The organism is Sphingomonas sp. 2378 (assembly GCF_038084995.1).
Classification (GTDB): domain Bacteria; phylum Pseudomonadota; class Alphaproteobacteria; order Sphingomonadales; family Sphingomonadaceae; genus Sphingomonas.
In genome coordinates, this window is the sequence record NZ_JAXCMJ010000040.1 from 39,384 (window position 1) to 59,752 (window position 20,369).

Consider the following 20,369-nt stretch of genomic DNA (forward strand, 5'->3'; position numbering starts at 1 on the left):
CCGATCGATACCCCAACTGACGGGCCGCCCTTCGGGGCGGCCTTTTTTTGTGGGGCCTGTCGCGTAGAGTCATTCCTCCCCTTCGGTCCGTTCTAGCGGCAGGGCATTATCAGGGACACCCGGAGCCCAGGCTTCGCATCGCCCAGCACCAGCCGCCCGCGATGCAGCCGCGCAATCGCGGCGACCAGCGGCAGGCCCAGGCCATGCCCGGCCTGTCCGCGCGACGAATCGAGCCGCCCGAAACGGCGCAGGGCTTGTGCGCGCTGCTCGGGCGGGATGCCGGGGCCGTCATCGGCGACGCTCAACGTCACGTCGCCGTCCGCTGCTCTGTCCAGCGCGACGCGGATCGCCCCGCCCGGCGCACCATATTTGATCGCATTGCCGATCAGGTTGACCAGCGCCTGGATCAGCAACTGCCGGTCGCCGACGAACGCGGTCGGGCGCGCGGTCGCGGTGACGCCCAGCCGCTGTCCCGCCTCCTCGGCGACGGGGATCATCATGGTCGCGGTCTCCTCGACCAGCGCCGCCAGATCGACGGGCGCGAAGCCCGCCTGCCGGTGCCCCGCCTCGATCTCGGCGATACGCAGCAAAGCGGCGAACATGGCGAGCAGCGTGTCGCACTGCGCCAGCGCGGCGGAGGCGCGCTCGGCCTGAACCGGGTCGTGCGCTTCCTGGGCGATCCGCGCCACCTGTCCGCGAAGCCGGGCAAGGGGGGTGCGCAGATCGTGCGCGATGTCGTTGGAGACGCCGCGCAATCCCTCCATCAACGCGCCGATCCGGTCGAGCATCCGGTTGAATGCGGCGGCCTGGCGGTCGAACTCGTCGTCCGATCCGGTGACGGGCACACGGTGGCGGATGTTGCCTGCGATGATCGCCTCGACCGTGCGCCGCTGGTCGCCGATCCGGCGGCTGACCAGCAGGGAAAAGGCGATGACCCCGCCGAACACGATCAGGATGATCGACCCGAAGCCGATCAGATAGATGCGGGTGCGCGTCGCGCGGTAGCTGTCGAAGGGCTCGGTTTCCGCGACCACGACCAGCCGCCGCCCCGCGCCCGCCTCGCGAACCAGCGCGCGGCCATGCGACAGGCCGGTGATCCCGTCCCGCTCGCGCAGGTCGGATCGACCCAGTGGCAGGGGGCGGCGGAGGGTGATGTTGCCGCCCAACGTCCGCCCCGCCGGATCGAGCAGCAACAGGCCGACATCGCCGGTATCGCGCGCGCCCGACAAGGTGGCGATGCGGGCCTGTATTTCGGGGGTCGGCACCATGGCCTGCCCGGCATCGCTCTCCAGCACCAGTTCGGCGATCGCCTCGATCCGCTGATCGACCAGCCGCGCCACGGTGACGCGGTTGGCCGCCAGGATCGATAGGCCGGTCGCCACCGTCGCGATCAGGAACAGGATCAGGACGCAGGCGGTCAACCTGCGCAAGCTCATCCGCCGGATCGCGCGTTCGATCATGGTTTCAGCGAATAGCCGATCCCGCGCACCGTTTCGATCGGGTCCGCGCCGCCCTGTTCGGTCAGCTTCATGCGCAGCCGCCGGATATAGACGTCGACGATGTTGGTCTCCGGCTCGAAATCATAGCCCCAGACACGCTCGATCAGCATGGCGCGGGTCAGCACCTCCCCCGCATGGCGCGCCAGTTCTGCCAGCAGCTTGAGCTCCAGATTGGCCAGCGTGATCGGCTGGCCGCCGCGCCAGGCGCGAAAGCTGGTTGGGCTGACCACGATATCGCCAGCGCGGATCGTGTCGGTTTCGCTGACCATCCAGCGGCGACCGCGCATCACCGCATGGATACGCGCGACCAGTTCCTCGGCGGCGACCGGCTTGACGACATAGTCATCGGCCCCCGCCTCCAGCCCGTCTACCTTGTCCGATGCCATGGACAGCGCGGTCAGCATGATGACCGGCACGGTGATCCCGCGTGCGCGCAAGGTCTCGACCACCGACAGCCCGTCGAGGCGCGGCATCATCCGATCGAGGATCACCGCGTCATATTGCTCGCGGTCGAGCGCGGCGAGCGCCTGTCGCCCGTCACCGGCACGTTCGACCCGGTGGCCCATCGCCTTCAGGTCGGCGGCCAGCCCCTGCGCATAGTCTTCGTCGTCCTCGACGAGAATCAGGTGCAGACTCATCAACAGCTTCCAAATCGTCGTTCCGGTTGCCCTGTCGATTCAGACTATATCGACAAGTCGTCCCGGTCGGAACGCGTTGGATCAATCGGCCCGCGACGTCCATGTCCATGTCGGCGGATGACGGCAATTTCACCCGGTAACCAGAACCGGCGCGACGATCATTCCGCGAGCGGCGCCAGTTTGTCCCCGAACAGCGCGACGAACCGGTCGAGCGGGCAGGGCGCGTCCGTCGGGCACCCCGGCACCCGCACCGGCGTCACCGTCACGGCGTTCGACCGGGCGCGGATCTGTTCGACCGACTGGGTGCGATAGGCGAGGGTGACGAAGGGCTTGCCCGCCCGGTCATGCCAGCGCCGGATCAGGATCGCGCCGCCCGGCGCCGCGTCGTTGACCGCATAGCCCGGCGCGACCAGATCGAAACCGAGTAGCGCCGCCAGCGCGGTGACGTTGGTGTCGTGCCCGACCAGTATGTCCAGCTTCGGCCCCTTGGCCTCGGTCAGCGCGGCGATCATGTGGCGCCCGAACGCAGCCGACTGGTGCGCGGCCATATAGGGCGAGCGCGAATAGACGTCGAACAGCGCGGCATGGACCGCGCCCAGTCGCGCCAGCACCGCGCCATCGACCGGCGTCCCTCCGACCGAGGGCGACAGCCCCTCGGCATATTGCAGCAGCAGCACCTGCGCGGTGCCCGATGCGGTGCGGATCGGACCGGTCAGGTCGATGCCATGACCATCGGCGGACGGCGTCAGGCGCGTCGGCCCCGCCGGATCGCAGCCCGCCGGATCGCCGCAACCCAGCACGGCGTCGAGCAGGCGCAACGCATCGCGGTGCCGCGCGACCAGCGCATCCATGCCGCCGGTGAAGCGATCGATATCCGCCACCGCCGCCGCCGCGTCGAAGCGGGTGGCGCGGGCGCGTAGCGGCTCGAACAGCGGATCGACCTGTCCCATCGGCTCGTGCTCGACGGGCAGGGTGCAGCCGGGGGCGAGGCCCTTGGCATAGGCGGCCCCGCTCGCGATGGTACGCGACGAACTGTTGGTCCGGATGCGTACCGTGCCGGGCGCGGGGCAGGCTTTCGCGAAGAGCAATCTTTGCGCGATCCAGTCCGCCCGGTCGGCACGCGCCTCGATGGCCAGCGCTTCGGCACCGCGCGGCGTCAGCTCGCTTTCCGGGGTGGACCATAGGGGCCAGGGCCGGGCGGTGCGGGTGCCGTGCGGCACTTCGCCGTCCAGCGGCGCGCGGACGCCGTGACGCATCAGCATCACCACGCGGTCCAAGGTCATGCCCCTGGGCACGTCCCCCGATTGCGCGGCGGCGGGCGTGGCGATGGCGGAAAAGAGGAACGGCGCCAGCATCAGGGCGAGGCGGCGGGCGGTGGCGGGCATGATGGACATGGGGCGTCTCTGCCGAATTTCGGGGTCAGAACTGTGACATTGGTTCGAACATTGCCGCCCATCATCGCAAAGAACGACCGAATTTCCGAATGTCATCAAAAAACGGTCAATAAGTCATCACGTTGTAACAGCCCGTCCCTAGCGGGGCCATCGAAGGCGCCCGGGGGGCGTCGCCATCACGATTGTTCCAGGGGGAATTTCCATGACCGCTTCGTTCAAGCGGGCGCATGTCGTGCGCCTGTTGTGCGGCACCGCCGCCACCTTTCTGATCGCCGGACCGGCACTGGCCGCCGATCCGGTCGCGCCGATCGTTGCCGAGCCCGTCACGGCCGAACCCGACCCGCAGGTCGGCGAGGACGTGATCGTCAAGGGCCATCGCCAGGCCATGGTCGATGCGCAGGACGAACAGCTTCGCAGCCAGTCGCTGGCGACCGTCGTGTCGGGCGAGGAACTGCGCCTCCAGCCGCAGCAGAATCTGGCCGACCTGCTGACCCGCCTGCCGGGCATCAGCTCCTCGGTCGATCAGTCGCGCAACGCGGCGGCGACGGGCGAGGCGCAATATGTCTCGATCCGCGGCCTCGACACGTCGTACAATGCCTATTCGCTGGACGGCGTGCGGCTGGCACAGACCGATGCGCGCACCCGTGCCATCTCGATGAACCTGCTCTCGCCCTTCTCGCTCCAGACCGTGCGGGTCGACAAGGCGCCGACCGCGCGCTTCGACGGCGATGCGATCGCGGGCATCATCGACATGGTGCCGATCACCGCGTTCGACCTGCCCAACCACCGCACCCAGATCCGCCTTCAGGGCCAGCTTGCCGGGCGTGCGGATGCGCGTCGCCAGGATCCCTGGGGCGGCACCGTGCAGGTCGAAACCGCGCAGCGTCTCGGCGACCTCGGCGTCTATGCCTCGGCCTATTACGGCCTGAAGCACGTGCTGGGCGAGTCGACCGCGATGCAGCATGACTGGGAGAAATATAACACCAACATCCCCGGCATGATCCGCGACAATCTGGACAATCTCTTCCCGCGCGGCGTGCAGTGGCAGTCCTTCCGCAACCGGATCGAGCGGATGGGCGGCACGCTGAACTTCGACTGGAAGGGCGAGGGGACCGACCTCTACTGGCACTCCACCTATGGCCGGTACAATCTGAAAAGCTGGATGGACCAGACCGCGCTGCGCCAGACCAGCCTGGCGCCCGATCAGATCAGTCCGAACCCCGGTAACGGCTCTTATGACGCGGCGGGCTTCCGTGCGGATTACGGCCTGACCGCGACGCATTATTTCCGCACCGAACACAGCAAGCAGGAACTGGTGACCACCAAGGTCGGCGGCCAGACGCGCTCGGGCGATTTCACCTTCGACTATCACGGCGCCTATTCGCGCGGGTCGCAGGATTATCCCCTGCGCATCCAGTCGGGTTTCGCGGGCCGCCCCTATATCGGCACCGCGACCAACAGCGGTACGGCGGCGTACCGCATGGTCACCTCGATCGGCGACCGCACCGCGCCCCAGGTGGTGCTGACCGACGCGGCGCGCGCCTATCTGACCGACCTGTCGAAGCTGAAACAATGGTACGTCACCCAGCAGTTCGAGAATACCTGGGAACGCCGCCTGGAGGGGCAGTTCGACACCAGCTGGCACCATGCCGATCAGGGGCTGGTGTCGATCGCGGCGGGCGCCAAGGTCGAGGATGCCAAGCGCTACGCCAATGCGCTGGGGGACGACGGCGCGCTGCAATATACCTTCCCCAATGCGGATGGCAGCAACTCGCCGCGCTATGCCGCGACCGGCCCCGCGCTGACCTCGCTGCCCGGACGGCTGCTCGGCGGGTTCATGAACGGCGCGGCGCAGGTGCCGATCTTCCTGATCGATACCGACTATATCGAGAACCAGGTGGCGAAGCTTTCGACCCCGAAACTCGCCAATCTCGATCCCGTGAAACTCAAGGAGAACCGCCTCGACGGGCGTGAGAACCGGCTGGCGGGCTATGTCATGGCGACCTTGCAGTTCGGCGATCTCCAGGTCGTGCCGGGCGTCCGCTACGAATATAACCGGTTCAAGGGCACCTATTGGCAGGATCAGGGCAACGACACCGGCAAGTTCGTGACATCTGCCCGCCATTACGACCAATGGTTGCCGAGCGTCATCGCCAATTACCGCCCCAATGACGCGGTGGTGATCCGCGCCTCGATCCGCAAAAGCTATTCGCGGCCGGCCTTCGACCTGCTGCTTGGCCCGACGCGGGTGACGCGCAACGATCTGAACGAACTGACCGGGGTGTTCATCCCCAACCCCAACCTCGATGCGCAGACCTCGTGGAATTACGACACCTCGCTGGAGATCAAGGGGCAGGGCACCGACTTCTTCTCGGTCAGCCCCTTCTACAAAAGGCTGAACCATGTCCTGTTCGCGACCGGCACCACCAATGCGGGCGGCGACTATAACATCTGGGGCAATCCCCAGTCGGAACAGCAGGGCGGGGTCGAGGTGTCGAGCCTGACCACCAACGCCACCGGCAAGATCTATGGCGTGGAATTCTTCGGCCGCTATTCGCTGAAGGGCCTGCCGGGTCTGCTCGACGGACTGGGGCTTCAGGCGAACGTCACGCTGCAAAAGGCGCAGGCGAACGTCTTCGTCAACGGCCAGAACCGTCAGCAGCGCATGACCCAGGCGCCCGAGGTGATGTATAACGCCGCGCTGTTCTACAGCCATGGCGGGTTCGCGGCGGAGTGGAACTATAATTATACCGGCGACCGGCTGTACGATCTGCGCTCCAGCCGCCCGGACACCTATATCCAGCCGACGACCATCTCGAACCTGATCGTCAACTATACGCTGCCCTCGGGCCTGACCATCGGTGCGTCGGTGCAGAACCTGTTCAACGAGCACAGCTATTGGGCGACGACCAGCGAGCGCAAGGCCTATCTCTCGAACGACCGCAAGGGCGGCTATGTCGAGACGGGGCGCATCTACATGCTCAACCTGACCTACGCCTTCTGACCTTTTGACCCTCCCCCGATCCGGCGCCTGCTCCGAGCCGGCACCGGATCGCACCTTCGCGCCGATGGCCTTTGCGCCATCGGCGTCTTTGTGTGCGGCCTGTGGCGATTCTGTCCGAATGCCACGAGCGATTGACCGACACGCGGTGGCGACTAGCATCGCACCGATAACAGGAGCCCGAAAAGCGATGATGAAGCGACAGCGCCGCCAGAACGAGATCGTGGCGCTTCTGGGAGAGGGTGGCTTTCACGGTATCGGCGAACTGGCCCAGGCGCTGTCGGTGTCCGAGGAGACGGTGCGGCGTGAGTTGCGCGTGCTGGAGGCATCGGGGGCGGTGGTGCGCGCGCACGGCGCGGTGCGCATCGCCAAGGTGGAGACGGAGGGCTCCTTCGCCACCCGCCTGCAACGCCATGCCGAGGCCAAGCAGCGGATCGCCGCCGCCGTCGCGCAACTCGTGGCGGATGGGCAGACCATCTATCTGGATGCCAGCACCACCGGCCATTATGTCGCCCGTGCGCTTCGCGATCATCAGCGGCTGACCGTCGTCACCAATGCGGTGGGGGTCGCCGCCGAACTGGGCGGGCGCAACGACAACCGCATCATGCTGGCGGGGGGCGAGATGGATTACGAGTATCGCGCCTGTTTCGATGCCACCGCGCGCGACTATCTGGCGATGTTCACGCCCGCGCTGGCGATATTGTCGGTCGAGTCGGTCAATCTCGACCATGGCTTTGCCGATTATCACAGCGGGGAGGCGGCCGTGTGCCGGATGATGATCGCGCGCTCGCGCCGCACGCTGATCGCGGCGGACCAGAGCAAATTCGACCGGCCGGGCACGATCCAGGTGGCGGCGCTTGCCGATGTGGCGATGCTGGTGACCGACGTGGCGCTGGCCCCGGCCTATGCCGAGGCGCTGGCCGGGGTGGAGGTGGTGGTCGCCTGACCGCGTGGAATGGCCAGGGCGACGCCCGCCCCCGCCAGCGCGAAGGCGGCATGGACCAGCCAGAAATGCGGCTGGTCCATCGTCGGATAGAGCGTGCCCAACTGCCCCACCGCCAGATGCGCGACGAAGCCGTGGAGATAGAATAGCCCGGTCATCAGCCCCCGGCGGGCGGGCGGCGCGGCGGCGTTGACGATGGCAAGCGCCGAGGGCCAGGCGAGCACCACGCCGATGTCGAGCAACAGCACCGCCATGATCGGCCCGCCCAGTCCGATCCGTCCCGCGCCGCCCGACAGAGACGCCAGCAGGGCATAGGCCAGTGCGATCGCTACGCCCCCGGCGACCAGCTTGCGCGCGGGTACCGGCTCCCGGCCATGCCGCGCAAGCCGCGGCCCGAGTCGATAGGCGAGCAGCGCCAGCGCAATGGTGAACAGCCCGTCCGCCGCCGCCAGCCAGCTCGGTGGGATCGCGACCCCGGCGACGGCCAGATCGACGCGCGCCTCGGCCCAGACCAGCACCATGTTGGTCAACTGCTCATAGGCGCAGAAGCACAGCGTCACCCCCAATATGGCGGGCACCACCCGCGCCCAGTCGGTCCGATGATCCTCCCCCGGCGCGGGCGGGGGCAGCGCCACGCGCGGTGCGGTGCGAAGGAGCAGCATCGCGACCCCCATGCCTGCCGCCATCGCGACGAAGGCGGCGGCGAACCCGAACCTCAGCGCCAGCCATCCACCGAACAGCGGCCCCAGCAACGTCCCGCCGTTGAGGCAGGCGAGATAGGCCGCGAACAGCCGGTCGCCACCGGCCTTCCCGCGCAATGCGCCGACCTCGGCGGCGAGATTGCCCTTGAGCAACCCGATCCCCGCGATCAGCAGCCCGAGCCCCGCCAGCGCCCAGGTCCGGCTCGCCAGCGCGAACAGCCCCAGCGCCATCAGCAGCGCGCCGCCATACATGGCGGTCCGTCGCCGCCCGCTGCGGTCCGCGATCCATCCGCCCAGCGGCAGGACCAGATAGGTCAGCGCGCCGTACAGCCCGTAAAGCTGCGAGGCGAAGGCGATGTCGCCCTGCGCGCCGGTCATCCGCCCGACCGCCATGCGCAGTTCGGCAAGGCCGACCACCGCATGGCCGCGTGCCAGCAGGTCGGTCAGCAGGAACAGGGTGAGCAGCGACTTGGCGCCCTGGATCGCACAACGTTCCCATCCCTCGACGCTGGCGAGCGTCCAGAAACCGGGGGCGGGCGGGGTGGTGTCCCTATCGCGCATGATACTGATTTCGGTCCGTTTCGGTGCTTTGGGAGGAAGCGACGGCTCCCTAACCCCGGTTTGTGACGGGTTCGCGGCGCTCGACAAAGGGAACGTCCCACGGCACGAGAGGACCATGGACCTGTCCGCGATCGTCGCCGATATCGCCGCCGAAATGGCGGACGCGCCCGACCGGGGCAAACCGGCGGATTATATTCCCGCGCTGGCGGGGATCGATCCGCGCCGCTTCGGCATCGCCATCGTCGAGGCGGATGGGCAATGTCATCTGGCGGGGGATGCGGAAGAGAGTTTCTCCATCCAGAGCATCTCCAAGGTCTTCGCGCTGACCCTGGCGCTGGGCGCGGTCGGCGACCAGTTGTGGCGAAGGGTGGGGCGCGAGCCGTCGGGGACGGCGTTCAACTCGATCGTGCAACTGGAAACCGAAAGCGGCATCCCGCGCAATCCGTTCATCAATGCGGGCGCGATCGTGGTCGCGGACGTGCTGCTCGGCGGGTACGAGCCGCGCGAGGCGATCGGCGAGATGCTGCGCTTCGTCCGGGCGCTGGCGGGGGAGGAGGACATCGTCATCGACGCCGTCGTCGCGCGAGGAGAGATGGAGACGGGGCACCGCAACCAGGCGCTGGCGCACTACATGCGGGCCTTCGGCAATCTCCATCATCCCGTGGAGCGGGTGCTGGGGGTTTATTTCCACTTCTGTGCGCTGGCGATGAGTTGTCGGCAACTGGCGCTGGCGGGGCGCTATCTGATGGCGCGGGGCCTCCATCCGGGGACCGGGCGCTCGGTCGTGTCAGCGCAGCGGGCGCGGCGGATCAACGCGCTGATGATGAGTTGCGGCCATTATGACGGCTCGGGCGAATTCGCTTTCCGCGTCGGCCTGCCGGGGAAATCGGGGGTGGGCGGCGGCATATTGGCGATCGTGCCCGGCCGGGCCTCGATCGCCGTCTGGTCGCCCGGCCTCAACGCGCGCGGGAATTCGCAGCTTGGTACGCTGGCGCTCGAACGGCTGGTGCAGCGGACCGGCTGGTCCGTGTTCGACCCGCAAGCCGGTTGACCGCGCGCAAGGGGGCGAAGGCCGCGCTCGCGCGCACCGACAGGATCAGGTTGAGCGCGATCCCGCCGATCGACGCCGCGCCCAGCAGCCGCACGATCCGCTCGCCGGTGATCTGCGTCCCGCAACCCGACAGCGCCAGCAGCAGCACCGCCGTGCCCAACAGCTTCAATCCACCACGCAACCGGGCATCGTGCAGCGTGCCCGCATCCTTGGCATGGCGATAAGAGCCTGCGGCGAGCAGCCAGAAGCCGACAAAGCAAAGCGCGATCGTATCAAGCATGGGCGGGCTCCAGGGTACGGCGGGTCCGTGTGGGAGTACGGGCGGCGGGACGGGCACTGACCCGCGCGGCGACGGCGAAGCCGATCCCGATGGCGAGGCAGGCGAGGTCGAAAGCGACGAACAGGTGATCGCCGTCGAGCAGCGAAGGGATCAGCCAGCGCGAGGTGGTCAGTGCGTTGACGATCGGAATCGCGCTCCACAGGGCGGCGGCGACGACGAACAGGGCCGTCCAGGCGCGGCGCGCGGGCAGGCCGAACTGGGCGAGCGCGAGCAGGCCCCAGGTCCAGAACATCGCGGACACTTCCATCTCGGCGCGCCCCTCCATCCCGGCGGGGATCAGCCGGTTGGCGAGCAGATAGGCTGCCATGCCGCTGGGGAAGGCGGCGATCACCGCGATGTTGAGTCGCTCGGCCAGCTTCAGCCCGAAGAACGGCGTCGCGCCCGGCTTGCGTCGCTTGGCGGTCCAGAGCAGCAGGCCGGTGCCGACCATCGCCGCGCCGGTCAGGCCCATCACGAAATAGGCCCAGCGCAGCGCGGGTCCGGCAAAGCTCGCCAGATGCAGGCCCAGCAGGACGCCCGCCGTCCCGATCGCCGAGGCGACCTGGCCGGTCTGGGCGACGAAGCGGCCGGTCGCGCCGTCATAGGTGACGGTGGGCGTCCGCGCGCTGATCGCGCCGCGCGATCCTTGCGCGATGGTCACGCGCGCCGCGCTATCGCCCGGATTCTGCACGATGATCCGCGTCGCCTGTCCGCCCATCCGCCGCTCGGCATCGCGGACCAGCGGCGCGATCGCGACCAGCGGACGGCGCACGCCGCTGGCGGCGACGTCCGCCGGCGTGCCGTATGCGACCTCAAGGAACTGGGCGGGCTTGGCATAATTCATCAGGACCGGCCACGGCATGTACATGGTGACCAGCGTGATGAGCCCGGTATAGGTGATCATCGCATGATAGGGCAGGCCGAGCACGGCGGTGACATTGTGCGCGTCCAGCCAACTCCGCTGCCCCTTGTTCCAGCGCAGCGTGAAGAAGTCGGCGAAGATGCGCTTATGGGTAATCACGCCCGAGACGATCGCCCCCAGCATCGCCATCGCGCACAGCCCGGCGAGCCAGCGGCCCCAGGGGTGCGGCAATTGAAGCTGGAAATGGAAGCGATAGAAATGCTCGCCCCCGCGCGTCTCTCGCGCGGTCAGGGGGGCGCCGCTGACGGGATCAAGGTCGAGCTCGCCGCCGCGCCGTGTGCGATCGGGCTTGGCGGGGATGCGGAAGGCGCGGGTCGCGGTCGTCCGGCCATCGGGCAGATAGATATACCATTGCAGGTCGTCCGGACCGATCCGCGACAAATGGCGCACCGCCGACTGCGCCGCCTGTCCGGTCGACGCCGTGGCGGGGCGAATCTCCGGCTGCATCCACTGGGTGATCTCGGGCCGGAAATAGGCCGAAGTGCCGGTCAGGAACATGGTGAACAGGATCCACCCGGCGATCAGGCCCAGCCAGCCATGCGCCCAGGCCATCGTCTGTCGCCAGCCGCGCTGGCCGGACATCGTCGCCTCGCTCATGCCCGCGTGCCCAGCCACCAGATCAGGCCCGCCATGACGATCGCGCCGCCCCAGACCACCGCGCCGACCCGCCGCAAGCGAATCTCGTGCAATGCCCATAATCCGATCCCGGCATAGACCAGGAAGGACAAGAGCATCGGCCAGCCCGTCACCTCGATTCGCGCCATAGTGTCGGGCGCGGGGAGTATCCGCGCGGTCAGCATCGCGGCGGCCACCGCGAACCCATAACCGCCGACGATCGCGGTGAACCAGCGCCACGCCATCGCCGTCCCGGCAAACCACCGGGTGCGGGTGCCCCGCGAGGCCTGTCCGGCCCGTTCGTCAATGGCTTGGCGTGACGCCACCCGCGCTTACCCCTTGTCAATTCACGGGCAGGCCCTTAGCAGTATTTGAGAGTCACTATCAATAGCAGGGGAAAAATTTATGCATCGCCTTCGCACGGCGCTCCTGGGCGGACGGCCCCGCTGGCGGGCGGCATTCCGGCCCGACGGGTTCGCTACGCGGCCCGTCACCGGCCCTTTCCTCAACAACGGCTGCTATTATGGGGCATGGCGGACCTTTGTAGGCAGCCTGCGCTATTCTTGGTAAGGGCCACCCGATTCATTCGCCCATGACGTATCCGCCCGCCCCGACGAACGATCGACGGGCGCGGGGCGCAAAGGAGTTTTGAGGTTTGTCGACCGATACTGCCCTGCCCGAACTGACCCCGACCACCGCGCTGAGCGTCGAGACGGTTCAGAGCGTCCATCACTGGAACGAGCATCTCTTCTCCTTCTCGGTCTCGCGCCCCGACAGCTTCCGCTTCCGGTCGGGCGAGTTCGTGATGATCGGCCTCCAAGGCGACAACGGCAAACCGCTGCTCCGCGCCTATTCGGTGGCGAGCCCGGCCTATGACGAGAAGCTCGATTTCCTGTCGATCAAGGTCCAGGACGGCCCGCTGACCAGCAAGCTGCAAAAGGTGCAGCCGGGTGACCAGATCTATCTCGGCCGCAAGCCGACCGGCACGCTGGTCGCCGACGCGCTGCTGCCCGGCAAGCGGCTGTTCATGCTGTCGACCGGCACGGGCCTGGCGCCCTTCCTGTCGGTCGCGCGCGATCCCGATATCTACGACATGTTCGATGAGGTCATCATCGTTCACTCGGTCCGCCGGGTCAGCGATCTCGCTTTCCATGACGAGCTGGCGGGCAAGCTGGCCGACGATCCCCTGGTCGGTGACGTCGCGGCGGAGAAATTCCACTATGTCCCGACCGTCACGCGCGAACCCTTCCACACCTCGGGCCGGATCGACGCGCTGATCGACGATGGCCGGTTGTTCGCGGGGCTGCCCAGCGCGCATGGCTTCAACCCGGAAACCGACCGGATCATGATGTGCGGCAGCATGGAGATGATCAAGTCGCTGGGCGCCAAGTTCGAGGAAATGGGCTTTCCCGAGGGCTCGAACGCGCAGCCGGGTGCCTATGTGATCGAGAAGGCGTTCGCGGGTTAAGCGCCGCCCTTGCCACCAGCACGCCCCCGGCAGAGGCCGGGCCCAGTTGCGAGGTGGTGAGGTGGCATAGCGACAAGGCGGGGGAGGCAGAAGCGAGCTGGTCGCGATGGCCTCCCCCGCCTCATATCCGCATACCGTGAACTGCACCGATCCTGGGCCCCGGCCTTCGCCGGGGTCGTGGAGAATCTATCCTTCTGCACGCCCGCGACAAATGTCGTCCCGCACGGCACATTTGTGCGACATTTGCGTCCTAACGCCCGAAACCCGAAGAGTGGGAAGAGGGACGATCGATGCGGCTATGGGCGGGTTTGATGCTGGCGAGTGCGATGCCGGCGATCGCGCAGGCGCAGGTGGCGACCACGTCCCCCGCTGTCCCGCAAACGCCCGCCGGCACCGATGGGGCGGCTCCGGCTCCGGCGACCACCGCCGCCCCGCCGCAGCAGACGCCCGCCGCCCCCTCCACCGCCGCTCCCACCCATTCCGACCCCGACGCGGAGGATGAGGGCGCGGAGGAAGGCGATGTCGTCGTCACCGCCCGGCGCGAACCGGGGCGCGTGCCAGGCGACATCCCGCCCGACCAGCAACTGAACCCCGCCGATATCCGCAGTTACGGCGTGTCGAGCGTCGCCGACCTGATGACCGAACTGGCGCCGCAGACGACCAGTGGGCGCGGCGGATCGCCGGTGATCCTGCTCAACGGTCGCCGGATCGCGGGCTTTCAGGAAATCCGCGACCTGCCGACCGAGGCGATCCTGCGCGTCGACATCCTGCCTGAGGAAGTCGCGCTGAAATACGGCTATCGCGCCGATCAGAAGGTGGTCAATTTCGTCCTGCGCCCGCGCTTCCGCTCGCTGGCGGTCGAGGCGATCGGCAAGGTGCCGACGCAAGGGGGCTCGGCGATGGGGCAGCTCCGGCTCGACCAGTTGCAGATCCGGCGTGACACACGGCTGAGCATTCATACCGACTATTCCGAAACCTCGCGCCTGACCGAGGCGGAGCGGGGGATCGTCGCGCCCTCGTCCAACGCGTCGCTTGGCGGCAATATCGTCACCGCCGATCCGGGCCTCGCGGCGCTGACCGGCACGAGCCCCAGCGTGGTCGGGCTTCCGACCGGCCTGACCGCCGCGCCCGGCCTCGCCCAGCTTGCGGGCAGCCCGGCGACCAGCACCGACGTCACCCCCTATCGCACGCTGCAATCGGCGCAGCGGCAATGGGACGCCAATATCGTCTATGCGCGCAACATCTTCGACAAGGTGTCGGCCTCGTTCAATGCCGAGGTGCAGACGACGCAGAGCAATAGCTGGAACGGCCTGCCCTCGGCCAATCTGGTGGTCCCCGCGGGCAATCCCTATTCGCCCTTTGCGACCAGCGCGACGGTCGCGCGGCTGAGCGATGCCTATGGCCCGCTGGTGCAGAACAACACCGGGCTGACCGCGCATCTGGGCACCGCGTTCAACGGCGATATCGGCAAGTGGCGCTGGTCGCTGACCGGGGCCTATGACCGGGCCGAGAGCCGGGTGGCGACCGATACCGGGCTGGACGTGACCGATTTGCAGGCGCGGCTGAACGCGGGCGATCCGACCGCCAATCCCTATGGTCCGCTGAGCGGACTGGGGCTGGCCGCGCGCAATTTCGCGCGGTCGACCTCATCATCGGGCGAGGTCGACGCGCTGCTCAACGGTCGCGTTTTCGCCCTGCCGGCGGGCGATGTGCAGGCCAGCGTCAAGCTGGGCGGGCAGACGACCGATTTCTCCAGCCGCTCGACCCGGTTCGGGCTGGTCCAGACCGGCGACGTATCGCGCGATATCGTCAACGGCCAGGTCAATCTGGACCTGCCCATCGCCAATCGCGACCGCCAGGTGCTGGGCGCGATCGGCAATTTGTCGTTGAACCTCAATGTCGGCGCGGACCATCTGTCGGACTTCGGCACGCTGACGACGGTGGGTTACGGTGCGAACTGGAATCCGCTGGAGGGGGTGCGTTTCATCGCGTCCTGGACCGATCAGGAGGATGCCCCGACCGCGCAGCAACTGGGCAATCCGACGATCACCACGCCCAATGTCCGCCTGTTCGACTATGTCAGCGGCACGACCGCGACGATCACGGCGGTGACGGGCGGCAATCCGGCGCTGGTCGCGGACAATCGCCATGTCATGAAGCTGGGCCTGACCCTGAAGCCGTGGCGCGAGCGGGACATCAACCTGACCGCCAATTACTACCGCATCGACACCGACGATCCGATCGCCTCCTTCCCGACGCCGACCGCGGCGATCGAGGCGGCCTTCCCGGATCGCTTCTCGCGCGACGGCTCGGGCAATCTGCTGCGCGTCGATTCCCGCCCGATCAACTTCGCCCGGACCGAGCGGTCGCAACTGCGCTGGGGCGTCAATGTCTCACGCCCCATCAAGTCGAAGATCCAGAAGGAACTGGAAGCCTTCCGCGCCGGCACCGGCCCCAATCCCTTTGCCGGGATGAGCTTCCCCGGCGGACGGGGCCCGCGTGGCGAAGGGCCGGGGGGCGAGGGGCCGCGTGGCGAAGGCCCGGGCGCGCCCGGCGGCGCACCCGGGACGGCCAATGCGGCACCGGGTGGCCCCGTGCTCGACCTGCTGCGCGGCGATGCGATCGGGTCGAGCGGTGGCACCTCGCGCCATCAGGTCGAGGCGCAGGCGGGCTATTCGAACAATGGCATCGGCGTGCGCTTCTCGGGCAATTGGCAGAGCGCGACGCGGGTCAATGGCGGCACCCCCGCCAATCCACAGGCGCTGGATTTCAGCAGTCTGGCGACGGTCGATTTCCGTCTGTTCGCCGATCTGGGGCAGCGGCTGGACCTGGTCCGCGCGCATCCCTGGGTCCGGGGCACGCGGATCAGCCTGTCGGTCGACAATCTTTTCAACCAGCGCCAGCGGGTGACCGACGGCGCGGGCACGGTTCCGATCGGTTATCAGCCCGGTTATCTCGATCCGCTGGGCCGCACCGTTCGCCTGTCGATCCGCAAACTCTTCTTCTGATCCCCGCCGATCTTCTGCCGCGAATAATAGTCCATTTTGGGATCGTTTCCGGATCGGAAGATTAAGTTTTTGGTTAACCTACTCTAATTTTGCCGTCATCAGGTTAATTGGTGAATTGCGGCGACGCAGCGGAACCGGAATAGCGGTCCGTATGTCGTAGAGCCGCACGATCTCGGACGATGGGGTGCGGAAAATGGGTCGGAGAGTGGAGGTCATGGATGACCACTACGATGCAGGGGTGGACGCCGAACCGGCGGGGATCGATGACCGGCTTCGTCGGATACGCGACGAACTGGCCCTGGTCGAATCGCTGGTGCGCAGCGAGAACGAGGCGCGGATAGCCCCGGCGGATATCGGACGGGTGGTCCGCTCCGCGCGCGAGGGGATCGGCCGATTTTTCGATGCCAGCCTGTTCGCCGACCCGGCATTCGACATGCTGCTGTTCGTCTTCCTGGAGGAAGAGGCGGGGCGACCGGTGGAAACCAGCGCCTGTTATCGCGCATCGGGCGTACCACGCACCACGGCGGTCCGCTGGATCAACATGCTGGTGTCGCTGGGCATGTTCGAAAGCGCGCCGCACCCGACCGACCGGCGCCTGGCATTGCTCAGCCTGAGCGAGCAGACGCGCGAGGGTGTGCGGCGATGGCTGACCTCGCTGCGTCCGCTGATCGAGCGGATGACGCTGCGCGACCAGCCGCGCGCAGCGCTGTGATCCGGGTCAGCCGGCGGTGCTGATGCTGTCCGCCATGCCACCCGCCGACAGGATCTCGATCCAATAGCCGTCGGGATCGGTGATGAAGGCGATGTCCTTCATCTTGCCGTCCTGGGGGCGTTTCTTGAAGGGCACGCCCAGCGCCTCGAACCGCGCACAGGCTTCCGCCACGTTGGCGACGCTGATCCCGATATGGCCGAAGCCGCGCGGCTCGCTATTGCCGTCATGATAGCCCTTGAAGTCCGCGTCCGACTCGGTGCCCCAATTGTGGGTCAGCTCCAGCGTGGTCTCGCGATTGAAGATGAAGCGGGCGCGCTCGGCGGGGTCTTCGGGGATCGCCTCTCCCTCGGCGAGATAGGCGAGGAAGTAGAGCGAGAAGCGCATCTCCTCGAAGTCCAGCTTCTGGAGCAACGTCATGCCGAGCACGTCCTGATAGAAGGCGAGCGAGGGCTCGGGATCGCGGATGCGCAGCATCGTCTGATTGAGTGCGAAGCTTTCGGTGCCGGTGGGGCGGGTCATCATCGGGTCCTTCGGAACGGCAAAGCCCTCCGCCGGTGTGCCGGGCGGAGGGCTCTGGATAGGGAATGGCGGAGGCTCAGGCGAGCGTCAGGCCGACATCCACATTGTTGCGGGTGGCGTTGGAATAGGGGCAGACCTGATGCGCGGCATGCATCAGCTTCTCGCCATCCGCGCGATCGACGCCGGGCAGGTTGACGAGCAGGTCGACGGTGATGCCATAGCCGCCTTCCTCACGCGGGCCGAAGCCGACCTCGGCGGTGACGGTCGCGTCCTGCGGCACCTTCACCCCTTCCTTGCCCGACACGGCCTTCATCGCGCCCAGGAAACAGGCGGAGTAACCGGCGGCGAACAGCTTTTCCGGGTTGGCGCCGTCGCCGCCCGGTCCGCCCATTTCCTTCGGCACGACCAGCTTGACGTCGACCGAGCCGTCCTCGGACCGCGCCGCACCGTCACGGCCGCCCGTCGCGGTGGCCCTGGTCTTGTAGATCACATTCACGCCCATATCGAATCTCCCATTGCCGGTTCGGTCCAGAATCGGTTCGTTGGCGTCAGCGCGTCAAGGCCCTGGGCGTTCCATGACGGACCAATTACCGCTGCGTCGCGCGGATCGCATCGGGGGACCAGCCGCCGCCCATCGCCTGGTAGAGCGTGATATAGGCGGTCAGCCGATTGGCCTGCGCCTCCGCCAGCGCCAGTTCGGCGTTCAAGAGCCCACGCTGTGCATCGAGCTGTTCGAGATAGGAGGAATAGCCCGCGCGGTAGCGGTTGGAGGCGATCCGCAGGGCGTCCGCCTGTGCCGCGCGCTGCCCGGCGAGCGCCACCGCCTGCTCGCCCGAGCGCCGGACCGAGGCGAGGCTGTCGTCCACCTCGCGAAAGGCGGTCAGGGCGGTGCGGCGATAGGCATAGGCCGCCTGATCGCGCCGGGCCACGCTGGCATCCGCCTGTGCCCGCAGCCGTCCGGCGTCGAAGATGGGCGCGAGCACGCTGCCCCCGATCGAGAAGATGGTAATCGGGTCGGCCAGCGCGCTGGACAGCACCACGCCCGCCGAGCCGGTCAGCCCCAGGCTGGGCAGCATCGCCGCGCGTGCGCTGTCGAGTGAGCGATCGGCAGCGACCAGCGCCTGTTCCGCCTGGAACAGATCGGGTCGGCGGCGCAGCAGGTCGGCGGGCAGGCCGTCCGGAATGGCGGGACGGACCAGCCGGTCGATGGGTAGCCCGCGCGGGATCGGGCCGGGCACGCCGCCGATCAGGACGCTGAGCGCATTTTCCTGGCGCGTCACCGCCAGCCGGGCAGCGGCGACCAGTTGCTCGGTCGCGCGATATTCGCCCTCCGCCTGCCGCAATTCCAGGTTCGAGGTATAGCCCGTCGTCGCCCGCCGCCGCGCGATGCGCAGCGCGTCGGCGCGCGCGGCCAGCGTCTCCTCAGCGATGTGCAGCCGGTGGTCGAGTGCGCGCAAGGTGACATAGCCGCTCGCCACCCCGGCGGCGAGGGCGAGGCGGACGGTGTCGCGCGCGGCCTCGGTCGCCAGCAATTGCGCGCGCGCGGCGGCGCGGGCGTTGCGCAACCGACCGAACAGGTCGAAGTCGTAGCTGGCCTGCACGACCGGCTGCGACCCGAACTGGTCGAGCCCGGCGCCGAAGGCGGTGACGCTGCGCCCCTCGGTCAGCGGCAGGCCCGCCGTGATGTTGGGCGAAAGCTGCGCACGGGCGAGGCGTTCCTGGGCGCGTGCTTCCTCCACCCGTGCGGCGGCGCTCCCCAGATCGGGGCTGTCCGCCAGCGCGCGCGAGACCAGCGCGGTCAATTGCGGGTCGCCGAAGGCCTGCCACCAGTCGGCGGCGATCGGGCTGCCCGGTCCCAGCGATGTGCGCCAGGCGGGGGGCGGCACCACGGAGGTATCGGCGGGGCGTTCCGGACGCGGGCCGATGCATCCCGCCAGTAACAGCGCGGCGGCAAGGGGAAGGGCAATGCCGCACCTCATCGCACGCTCGGTCCAACCGAGGTGTCGACGCTGGCCTGCACCGACATGCCGGGACGCAGGCGCGCCGCCAGGGGCTGGCCCGGATCGACGCGGATGCGCACCGCGATACGCTGCGGCACCTTGGTGAAGTTGCCGGTGGCGTTGTCGGACTTCAGCACCGCGAACTCGGACCCGGCGGCAGGGGAGATCCGCTCGACATGGCCCTTCAGCCGGGCATTGTTCAGCCCGTCGACGGTGAAGCTGGCGGGCTGTCCCACCGCCATGCGCGCGGTCTGGGCTTCCTTGAAATTGGCGATGACCCAGGTTTCGGGCGGCACCAGGAACATCAACTGCGATCCCGCCGTCACATATTGGCCCAGCCGCACGCCGACTTCGGACAGGCGACCATCCTCGGGTGCACGGATGACGGTGTTGGCGAGGTCGATCTGTGCCAGCCGCCGCGCGGCCTCGGCCCCCGAGACGCCCGCCTGTTGGCCACCGCGCCCGACCTGGACGGTGCGGATATCCTGGCGGGCGATCTCGCGCGCGGCCTGGGCCTGGCGGAGCGCGGCCTGCGCCTGACGCAGCGTGGCCAGCGTCTGGTCGCGTTCGCGCAAACTCACCGATCCGTCGGTGACCAGGTCGTCGACCCGCGCCATGTCGGCCCGCGCGCGCATCAGCTGCGCCTCGGCATTGGCGACGGCGGCGTCCTGCGCGGCGAGGCTGGCGGTGCGCGAGGCGGCGGCCTGTCGGCTGTTCGCCAGCGTCGCCGCCTGCGCCTCGACCTGGGCGGTCGCCTGATCGACGCGCTGGCGATAGATGCGGTCGTCGATGCGGACGAGGGGCTGTCCGGCGCGCACCGTCTCGAAATCCTTGACCAGCACGGCGGTGACATAGCCGCTGACCTGCGGCGCGATCACGGTGGTCCGCCCGCGCACATAGGCATTGTCGGTCGACTGGCGATCGGTCGCGAAGGGCGGCAGTCGCCACGCTGCCAGCACCGCCGCGACCCCGCCGATGACCAGCAAGGCGATCAGCGCGCGCGATCGCCTTGCTGGTC

17 protein-coding genes are annotated in these 20,369 nt (G+C 68.0%); 6 read left to right on the top strand and 11 right to left on the bottom strand.

The window, feature by feature from the left end; translation table 11 throughout:
• Nucleotides 1–92: 92 nt before the first annotated feature.
• From SM191_RS15935 to SM191_RS15945, 3 genes are all read right to left on the bottom strand, one after another.
• On the bottom strand, nt 93–1,436 hold the full coding sequence (locus SM191_RS15935; protein WP_341507056.1) for a sensor histidine kinase: 1,344 nt from the start codon (nt 1,434–1,436) through the stop codon (nt 93–95).
• 20 nt (nt 1,437–1,456) lie between these two features.
• Nucleotides 1,457–2,137: a response regulator transcription factor gene (locus tag SM191_RS15940; protein ID WP_267433045.1), complete on the bottom strand. Its 681-nt coding sequence runs from the start codon at nt 2,135–2,137 to the stop codon at nt 1,457–1,459.
• A 158-nt stretch (nt 2,138–2,295) separates the two neighbouring features.
• Entirely contained in the window at nt 2,296–3,531 is a 1,236-nt protein-coding gene (locus tag SM191_RS15945; RefSeq protein WP_341507043.1) for a histidine-type phosphatase, read from the bottom strand.
• Between the two features lie 202 nt (nt 3,532–3,733).
• On the opposite strand from SM191_RS15945, the gene SM191_RS15950 reads away from it, so the two are divergent.
• Nucleotides 3,734–6,535: a TonB-dependent receptor gene (locus SM191_RS15950; RefSeq protein ID WP_341507044.1), complete on the top strand. Its 2,802-nt coding sequence runs from the start codon at nt 3,734–3,736 to the stop codon at nt 6,533–6,535.
• A gap of 187 nt (nt 6,536–6,722) precedes the next feature.
• Nucleotides 6,723–7,478: a DeoR/GlpR family DNA-binding transcription regulator gene (locus tag SM191_RS15955; protein WP_341507045.1), complete on the top strand. Its 756-nt coding sequence runs from the start codon at nt 6,723–6,725 to the stop codon at nt 7,476–7,478.
• On the opposite strand, the gene SM191_RS15960 is transcribed toward SM191_RS15955, so the two are convergent.
• Nucleotides 7,436–8,737, bottom strand: a complete 1,302-nt coding sequence (locus tag SM191_RS15960) for an MFS transporter (protein WP_341507046.1) — start codon at nt 8,735–8,737, stop codon at nt 7,436–7,438. The two genes, SM191_RS15955 and SM191_RS15960, sit on opposite strands and share 43 nt — an antisense overlap.
• A gap of 115 nt (nt 8,738–8,852) precedes the next feature.
• Between SM191_RS15960 and SM191_RS15965 the strand changes: the two genes are divergently transcribed.
• A complete protein-coding gene (locus SM191_RS15965; RefSeq protein ID WP_341507047.1) occupies nt 8,853–9,788 on the top strand; it encodes a glutaminase in 936 nt (311 codons plus the stop codon).
• Here SM191_RS15965 and SM191_RS15970 read toward each other — a convergent pair.
• The 3 genes from SM191_RS15970 to SM191_RS15980 are packed head-to-tail and all read right to left on the bottom strand — an operon-like array spanning nt 9,694 to nt 11,970.
• Complete coding sequence (locus SM191_RS15970; protein WP_341507048.1) at nt 9,694–10,068, bottom strand: DUF3325 family protein; 375 nt, start codon at nt 10,066–10,068, stop codon at nt 9,694–9,696. The genes SM191_RS15965 and SM191_RS15970 overlap by 95 nt on opposite strands.
• Nucleotides 10,061–11,626, bottom strand: a complete 1,566-nt coding sequence (locus SM191_RS15975; RefSeq protein WP_341507049.1) for a PepSY-associated TM helix domain-containing protein — start codon at nt 11,624–11,626, stop codon at nt 10,061–10,063. The genes SM191_RS15970 and SM191_RS15975 overlap by 8 nt, the downstream gene beginning before the upstream one ends.
• The gene (locus tag SM191_RS15980) at nt 11,623–11,970 is read right to left on the bottom strand and encodes a hypothetical protein (RefSeq protein ID WP_307002811.1); all 348 of its coding nucleotides are present in this window, start codon (nt 11,968–11,970) and stop codon (nt 11,623–11,625) included. The genes SM191_RS15975 and SM191_RS15980 overlap by 4 nt, the downstream gene beginning before the upstream one ends.
• A gap of 329 nt (nt 11,971–12,299) precedes the next feature.
• Between SM191_RS15980 and SM191_RS15985 the strand changes: the two genes are divergently transcribed.
• From SM191_RS15985 to SM191_RS15995, 3 genes are all read left to right on the top strand, one after another.
• Nucleotides 12,300–13,112 (top strand): ferredoxin--NADP reductase, encoded by an 813-nt coding sequence (locus SM191_RS15985; RefSeq protein ID WP_267432738.1) that lies wholly within the window; start codon nt 12,300–12,302, stop codon nt 13,110–13,112.
• A gap of 290 nt (nt 13,113–13,402) precedes the next feature.
• Nucleotides 13,403–16,120, top strand: coding sequence for a TonB-dependent receptor (locus tag SM191_RS15990; RefSeq protein ID WP_341507050.1), 2,718 nt, complete (start codon nt 13,403–13,405; stop codon nt 16,118–16,120).
• A 214-nt stretch (nt 16,121–16,334) separates the two neighbouring features.
• Nucleotides 16,335–16,832 carry a hypothetical protein gene (locus SM191_RS15995; protein ID WP_341507051.1) on the top strand — a complete coding sequence of 166 codons (498 nt, stop codon included), beginning with the start codon at nt 16,335–16,337 and terminating at the stop codon, nt 16,830–16,832.
• Nucleotides 16,833–16,838: 6 nt separating this feature from the next.
• On the opposite strand, the gene gloA is transcribed toward SM191_RS15995, so the two are convergent.
• The 4 genes from gloA to SM191_RS16015 form a co-directional block, all read right to left on the bottom strand.
• Nucleotides 16,839–17,354: a lactoylglutathione lyase gene (gene gloA / locus SM191_RS16000; RefSeq protein ID WP_445949875.1), complete on the bottom strand. Its 516-nt coding sequence runs from the start codon at nt 17,352–17,354 to the stop codon at nt 16,839–16,841.
• A 73-nt stretch (nt 17,355–17,427) separates the two neighbouring features.
• A complete protein-coding gene (locus SM191_RS16005; RefSeq protein WP_307002802.1) occupies nt 17,428–17,853 on the bottom strand; it encodes an organic hydroperoxide resistance protein in 426 nt (141 codons plus the stop codon).
• 85 nt (nt 17,854–17,938) lie between these two features.
• Nucleotides 17,939–19,330, bottom strand: a complete 1,392-nt coding sequence (locus SM191_RS16010; protein ID WP_341507052.1) for an efflux transporter outer membrane subunit — start codon at nt 19,328–19,330, stop codon at nt 17,939–17,941.
• A partial coding sequence (locus SM191_RS16015; protein WP_341507053.1) for an HlyD family secretion protein occupies nt 19,327–20,369 on the bottom strand: 1,043 nt, incomplete at its 5' end. The genes SM191_RS16010 and SM191_RS16015, both read right to left, overlap by 4 nt.

Coding starts and splice junctions, on each gene's coding strand:
- SM191_RS15935 (WP_341507056.1), bottom strand. CDS start 1,436: ATGAGCTTGCGCAGGTTGACCGCCTGCGTCCTGATCCTGTTCCTGATC.
- SM191_RS15940 (WP_267433045.1), bottom strand. CDS start 2,137: ATGAGTCTGCACCTGATTCTCGTCGAGGACGACGAAGACTATGCGCAG.
- SM191_RS15945 (WP_341507043.1), bottom strand. CDS start 3,531: ATGTCCATCATGCCCGCCACCGCCCGCCGCCTCGCCCTGATGCTGGCG.
- SM191_RS15950 (WP_341507044.1), top strand. CDS start 3,734: ATGACCGCTTCGTTCAAGCGGGCGCATGTCGTGCGCCTGTTGTGCGGC.
- SM191_RS15955 (WP_341507045.1), top strand. CDS start 6,723: ATGATGAAGCGACAGCGCCGCCAGAACGAGATCGTGGCGCTTCTGGGA.
- SM191_RS15960 (WP_341507046.1), bottom strand. CDS start 8,737: ATGCGCGATAGGGACACCACCCCGCCCGCCCCCGGTTTCTGGACGCTC.
- SM191_RS15965 (WP_341507047.1), top strand. CDS start 8,853: ATGGACCTGTCCGCGATCGTCGCCGATATCGCCGCCGAAATGGCGGAC.
- SM191_RS15970 (WP_341507048.1), bottom strand. CDS start 10,068: ATGCTTGATACGATCGCGCTTTGCTTTGTCGGCTTCTGGCTGCTCGCC.
- SM191_RS15975 (WP_341507049.1), bottom strand. CDS start 11,626: ATGAGCGAGGCGACGATGTCCGGCCAGCGCGGCTGGCGACAGACGATG.
- SM191_RS15990 (WP_341507050.1), top strand. CDS start 13,403: ATGCGGCTATGGGCGGGTTTGATGCTGGCGAGTGCGATGCCGGCGATC.
- SM191_RS15995 (WP_341507051.1), top strand. CDS start 16,335: ATGGATGACCACTACGATGCAGGGGTGGACGCCGAACCGGCGGGGATC.
- gloA (WP_445949875.1), bottom strand. CDS start 17,354: ATGATGACCCGCCCCACCGGCACCGAAAGCTTCGCACTCAATCAGACG.
- SM191_RS16005 (WP_307002802.1), bottom strand. CDS start 17,853: ATGGGCGTGAATGTGATCTACAAGACCAGGGCCACCGCGACGGGCGGC.
- SM191_RS16010 (WP_341507052.1), bottom strand. CDS start 19,330: ATGAGGTGCGGCATTGCCCTTCCCCTTGCCGCCGCGCTGTTACTGGCG.